This is a genomic window from Patescibacteria group bacterium, assembly GCA_038063375.1.
GTDB lineage: Bacteria > Patescibacteriota > Minisyncoccia > Phycocordibacterales > JANLHH01 > JANLHH01.
The window spans coordinates 1-4,325 of sequence record JBBTVG010000012.1; the positions used below are offsets into that span (position 1 = coordinate 1).

Annotated in this window: 6 protein-coding genes and 3 tRNA genes; 7 read left to right on the forward strand and 2 right to left on the reverse strand. The window is 46.1% G+C overall.

What is annotated here, in order from left to right; all coding sequences use genetic code 11:
• Nucleotides 1-195 (forward strand): excinuclease ABC subunit C (locus AAB523_01700; protein ID MEK7555984.1); only part of this gene is annotated, 195 nt, incomplete at its 5' end.
• 58 nt (nt 196-253) lie between these two features.
• Nucleotides 254-1,228, forward strand: coding sequence for a D-alanine--D-alanine ligase (locus tag AAB523_01705; GenBank protein ID MEK7555985.1), 975 nt, complete (start codon nt 254-256; stop codon nt 1,226-1,228).
• Nucleotides 1,229-1,306: 78 nt separating this feature from the next.
• Here AAB523_01705 and AAB523_01710 read toward each other — a convergent pair whose 3' ends face one another.
• Nucleotides 1,307-1,576, reverse strand: a complete 270-nt coding sequence (locus AAB523_01710) for a hypothetical protein (protein MEK7555986.1) — start codon at nt 1,574-1,576, stop codon at nt 1,307-1,309.
• Nucleotides 1,577-1,786: 210 nt separating this feature from the next.
• A tRNA-Ala gene (locus tag AAB523_01715) sits at nt 1,787-1,862 on the reverse strand.
• A 168-nt stretch (nt 1,863-2,030) separates the two neighbouring features.
• Between AAB523_01715 and AAB523_01720 the strand changes: the two genes are divergently transcribed.
• The 5 genes from AAB523_01720 to AAB523_01740 all read left to right on the forward strand — a co-directional run bounded on the left by AAB523_01720 (nt 2,031) and on the right by AAB523_01740 (nt 4,221).
• Entirely contained in the window at nt 2,031-2,600 is a 570-nt protein-coding gene (locus tag AAB523_01720) for a SprT family zinc-dependent metalloprotease (GenBank protein MEK7555987.1), read from the forward strand.
• 56 nt (nt 2,601-2,656) lie between these two features.
• Nucleotides 2,657-2,727: transfer RNA gene (locus AAB523_01725), tRNA-Pro, on the forward strand.
• Between the two features lie 90 nt (nt 2,728-2,817).
• Nucleotides 2,818-2,888: transfer RNA gene (locus AAB523_01730), tRNA-Pro, on the forward strand.
• 1 nt (nt 2,889) lies between these two features.
• Nucleotides 2,890-3,276: a metallopeptidase family protein gene (locus tag AAB523_01735; GenBank protein MEK7555988.1), complete on the forward strand. Its 387-nt coding sequence runs from the start codon at nt 2,890-2,892 to the stop codon at nt 3,274-3,276.
• A 276-nt stretch (nt 3,277-3,552) separates the two neighbouring features.
• Nucleotides 3,553-4,221, forward strand: coding sequence for a M23 family metallopeptidase (locus AAB523_01740; GenBank protein ID MEK7555989.1), 669 nt, complete (start codon nt 3,553-3,555; stop codon nt 4,219-4,221).
• Nucleotides 4,222-4,325 lie beyond the last annotated feature (104 nt).

Below are 4,325 nucleotides of genomic sequence, written 5' to 3' on the forward strand. Positions count from 1 at the left end.
GCGGAAAAAGTGCTCAAGAGTTTAGGTCTTGGGATCCCGGTCGTATCGGTCGTGAAAGACCTGCGACACAAACCGCGCGAGATTCTCGGGAACAAAGAGCATATTCGCGGGCACGAGCGGGAGGTTCTGCTTGCGAACGGCGAAGCGCATCGATTTGCGATTACCTATCACCGCGCGCTCCGGGATAAAATATAGAGGGGATGAACCCCTTACGTTCTTTTGTTAAGGGAGAAAAGTATATATAATAGAAAGTATGGATTCCAATACTCACATACGGGTTGGTGTTATGCGCGGCGGCAGAGGACACGAATATGAGGTGTCGCTTAAGACCGGCGGAAGCGTGCTGGAACACCTCCCGTCAAAATACAAGGGTTACGACATTCTCATCACCAAGGACGGTACATGGCATCTTGAGGGAGTGCCGGTCACCGTGGCAGAGTTGGGCAACCGCATAGATGTTGTCTTTAATGCTCTGCACGGCGAGTATGGAGAAGACGGGAAAGTGCAAAGAGATCTTTCCCTACTTGCTATTCCGTTTACGGGATCCGGCATGTACGCGTCCGCGATAGCGATGAACAAACTGCTCTCCAAGGATCACCTGAAAGAAGCTCCCTTTAAAGTTCCGCTTTCGGTGATAGTACATAGAGGAGAAGATATGAATAAACGGACTTTGGAACTTTTCCGAAGCTTCCCGCAGCCGTGCATTATTAAACCGATTTCCGGAGGGTCTTCGGTCGGGGTTTCAATTGCGCGTTCTTTCAATGAGCTTCTCGCGGCGCTTAAAGAAGGACTTGAAACGGCGGACGGGGTGCTGGTGGAAGAATATATTAAGGGAAGGGAAGCGACCGTTGGTGTTATTGATGCGTATCGTGGCGCGGAACATTATGTGCTACCGGTGATTGAAATACGCATTCCCGAAAAGCACGATTTTTTTGACTACGAAACAAAGTATTCCGAAGAAGCAGACCACGTCTGTCCGGGGAATTTCACCAGAGAAGAAAAACGGGCGCTTGAAGAGGCGGCGCGATTTGCGCACAAAACACTCGGATTGAAGCATTACTCGCGTTCCGATTTCATCGTGTCTCCTCGCGGAATCTATTTTCTTGAAGCCAATACGTTGCCGGGACTGACCAGCGTGTCACTGTTTCCAAGGTCGCTACGCGCGGTTGGCGCGAACTTGTCCGAATTTATTGATCATGTGCTTACGCGCGCTTTGCAGAGGGAATAGGATAACCTGCTTTTACAAGCAAACAAGGAATGAAAAAAAGCCGCAATCATTGCGGCTTTTTTCCAAGGTATTCAGGAATTATTTTGCTCCGAGCTGGCGAAGCTTGTTTTTAAGAGCCGTTCGAATAGCTTCTGTGTCTTCTCCCGCGGCGGCGAGCACTCGTTCTTCCTCTTTGAGAATATTTTTCACGACATCCTCGTTCATGGAGCCCAACTTAAAGCCCGACATTACTTCGTTCACAAGTTCTTGTTTCTCTACATCCCTCGTCCATTCAAGATGCGCCGCTCGGTCGCTTTTGGGCCTTTTTTCGGCCGGTGCTTCATTGTTCTGTGGTCTAAAAGATTCCATGCTCATTTTAAGTTAGGTAATAAATAACTTATAATATATTTTTTGTTGGTCGTAATTTTATTTACGCTTGTGGACCCTAGCGGACTCTCCACCTACCGTGGCGGGTACTTTTCCATCTCGTAAACTCGATAAGGAAAAGTCTTTCTCGTCCGCCGCAAGCAAAGCAGTTTGCTTGCTTTGTGTCCACAAAATTTGGACTGAAATTCGGAATGGTGGACCCTAGCGGACTCGAACCGCTTGCCTCCTGAGTGCAAAACAGGTGCTCTACCAGATGAGCTAAGGGCCCATTACATTTTTATCTTTTCTTGGTACCCGGTTTCGACCTACCAAAACAGCTAAGGGCCCAATCGCTAACTAAAAGAGCCACAGGTACATCATAAGCGCGATGTACAGTATGGGGATTATATCTTATTAATATATAATAGTAAATAGTTAAACGTGAACTCTCAACGGGATGAATAAGCATATCTTATTGGAAAACGAATATATTCCTTACACGCTCAAAAGAAGCCCTTGGGCGCGTCGAGTGCGTCTGTCTGTGCATCGTGACGGCAGTGTCGTGGTAACTCTTCCATCAGGTGTCTTGGAAGTGTTTGCGGAGCAGTTTGTGCAAGCAAAGAGCGATTGGATTTGGAAAAAAATACAGTATTTCAGACAACATGAAAATACGGGCGCTTTGCCCCGCGGCAAGGAAGATTATTTGAAGTACAAAGGCGAAGCCATTCTGTTGGTGGAAAGCCGCATTGAGTATTTTAATAAAGAGTATGGATTTGCGTATAATAAAATAAGCGTGAAAGATCAAAAAACCCGATGGGGGAGCTGCTCCAAGAAAGGCAATTTAAACTTTAGTTACAGGATTTTCTTTTTGCCGCCGGAGGTGCGCGATCTTGTTATTGTCCACGAGCTCTGTCATTTGAAAGAATTTAATCATTCAGAGAAATTCTGGAATTTGGTCGCAATCACAATTCCAAACTATGTCGCAGTGAGAAGAGAACTAAAAAAGAAGGGTTTGCACGTAGGTTAATGAATTGTGTAAGTCCCGGATTATTTGGTATGATGGTTTTGCGTCAATCTCATTGTCGGGGTGTAGTACAGTGGTAGTATACACGCTTCGGGAGTGTGAGACCCGGGTCCGATTCCCGGCACCCCGACAATGAGATGGACCTTTAAAGCACAATGAGAGAAAGGAGCAGGCCATCGGATAGTGGTAGTCCACGCCCATTGGTCCCGTTAGAAATTACCGGGACGTAGTACAGTGGTAGTATGCACGCATGGGGTGCGTGTGACCCGAGTTCAATTCTCGGCGTCCCGACATGAAACAAAAAGAATTTGACCGGTTGGTTGAAAAAGGTATTGCCATGATTCCGGAAAAATTTAGGCAAATGATGGACAACGTGATCGTGGTCATCGCTCTTGAACCAAGCGAAAAAATGCGCCGAGAACATGGTCTCTCCGCCGACGAAACATTACTCGGTCTATATGAAGGAATTCCTCGAACCGAACGCGGTGTTGAATATGGCGGACTCGTCATGCCCGACACGATCACTATTTTCCGACTGCCTATTGAGGAGGCTGCTAAAACTTCGGACGAAATTCCGGAGATTGTCGCGAATACCGTTTGGCACGAGATCGCGCATTATTTCGGAATGAAAGAGGACGAAGTACGCGCGGAAGAAGCGCGTCGCGGGAAGACAAAATAAGTGGAAATTGCCCTCGTCGTTCAATGGATAGGACGCAAGCTTCCGGAGCTTGTAATGCGGGTTCCTCTGGCTTGCCTTTTACTAAAGTGTGCAGTATTCTTGAAATAGTCCGAACCGTTTTCGCCGCCTGCGGCGGCGAGGAAATCCCCCCGCGAAAAGATTCTGAAAATGCGGCGGAGCCGCACCGATAAAAACCGCAAAAGAACCCGGAGAAAAACATCGGCTCGAACCATATTTTAATTTTGGGGGAAGAAAATTTTTAGTCATCCATAAGATATGCAAGAAAACATTGTAGTTGATTTTCCTCTTCGTGGGGAATGGAAATTTCTTAAACCTCCAGGTCATCATCCATATGCTTTCGATTTTATGAAGGTTAGTAAGGATCAAAAGAGTTATTCTAACAGAAACTTTTTGAGCTATATTTTCGGTCGAACTCCTGCTGAAAATTTCTATAGCTGGTCTAAACCAATTTTAGCTCCAATTGATGGAGTAGTTATACAGGCAAGCGATGGTTGGGTTGACAATAAAAACGTAAACCTTGCCAATACACTTATTATTTGGTTTAAGGCAACATTTCTTTTCCGCCCCAAGACCGATGGTTCCAAAATTGATATTCGTCCCAACGTGGGTAATTATGTAATGATACAATCTGAATCGGGTGTGGTCGCTTTTATGGCTCATATGCGACGTGGTTCGGTAAAAGTCGCCGCTGGCCAGCGAGTAATTATTGGCCAAATAGTAGGCGAAGTTGGCAATTCCGGTAATACCACCGCGCCACACCTTCACTTGAATTTGTTTGATCAAGTAAATGATTTGTTGCAGGCAAAAGTGCTTCCCATTGCGTTTCGTCACTACGAGCGGTGGCACAATGGTTCGTGGGAAACTGTTCAGAACAGCGTTCCTAAAAAAGGAGAGATTATTAGAGTTCAAGCGATGAGTGTTTGACATATTAGGTTGTAGGTTTTAGAGTGCATATATTTTTTATAAAATATAGTTGCCGCCAAAGAAAAACTTGAAATTGTCAGCGGTGCGGCTCCGCCGCCTTTCCG

What these genes read in the sequence shown, in the direction of transcription:
- AAB523_01710 (MEK7555986.1), bottom strand. Translation starts at nt 1,576, where the DNA reads ATGGAATCTTTTAGACCACAGAACAATGAAGCACCGGCCGAAAAAAGG.
- AAB523_01705 (MEK7555985.1), top strand. Translation starts at nt 254, where the DNA reads ATGGATTCCAATACTCACATACGGGTTGGTGTTATGCGCGGCGGCAGA.
- AAB523_01720 (MEK7555987.1), top strand. Translation starts at nt 2,031, where the DNA reads ATGAATAAGCATATCTTATTGGAAAACGAATATATTCCTTACACGCTC.
- AAB523_01735 (MEK7555988.1), top strand. Translation starts at nt 2,890, where the DNA reads ATGAAACAAAAAGAATTTGACCGGTTGGTTGAAAAAGGTATTGCCATG.
- AAB523_01740 (MEK7555989.1), top strand. Translation starts at nt 3,553, where the DNA reads ATGCAAGAAAACATTGTAGTTGATTTTCCTCTTCGTGGGGAATGGAAA.